Below are 401 nucleotides of genomic sequence, written 5' to 3'. Positions count from 1 at the left end.
TTTCTTGACATGTGATAATGTTTTTTTGTATAATCTCAATTCTTTTTTAAGCAAATGTCTTGCTAGCTCAGTCGGTAGAGCATCTCACTTTTAATGAGGGGGCCGTTGGTTCGAATCCAACGCAGGACACCATTTTTGGGTTTATGACCCTTTCGTCTAGTGGCTCAGGACTCTACTTTCTCTGTGTAGAAACAGAGGTTCAAATCCTCTAAGGGTCGCCAGATGTTTTTTAAATTTTAGGTCGCTTAGCTCAGTTGGTAGAGCGCCACCCTTACAAGGTGGATGTCATAAGTTCGAGTCTTATAGCGACCACCATTTTAGGTGCAGCGGTAGTTCAGTTGGTTAGAATGCCGCCCTGTCACGGCGGAGGTCGCGGGTTCGAGCCCCGTCCGCTGCGCCAT

At 46.6% G+C, this 401-nt stretch carries 4 tRNA genes; all 4 read left to right on the top strand.

The window, feature by feature from the left end:
* Nucleotides 1-56 precede the first annotated feature (56 nt).
* Nucleotides 57-132 (top strand) — tRNA-Lys (locus CYO92_RS03950).
* Nucleotides 133-145: 13 nt separating this feature from the next.
* Nucleotides 146-221, top strand: a tRNA-Glu gene (locus CYO92_RS03945).
* Nucleotides 222-239: 18 nt separating this feature from the next.
* Nucleotides 240-315 (top strand) — tRNA-Val (locus CYO92_RS03940).
* Between the two features lie 8 nt (nucleotides 316-323).
* Nucleotides 324-400 (top strand) — tRNA-Asp (locus CYO92_RS03935).
* Nucleotide 401 lies beyond the last annotated feature (1 nt).

Origin of the sequence: Campylobacter concisus (assembly GCF_002913715.1) — a bacterium.
Taxonomy (GTDB): domain Bacteria; phylum Campylobacterota; class Campylobacteria; order Campylobacterales; family Campylobacteraceae; genus Campylobacter_A; species Campylobacter_A concisus_AG.
Note: the sequence above shows the minus strand (reverse complement) of the source record. Positions and strands in the feature narration are given on the sequence as shown.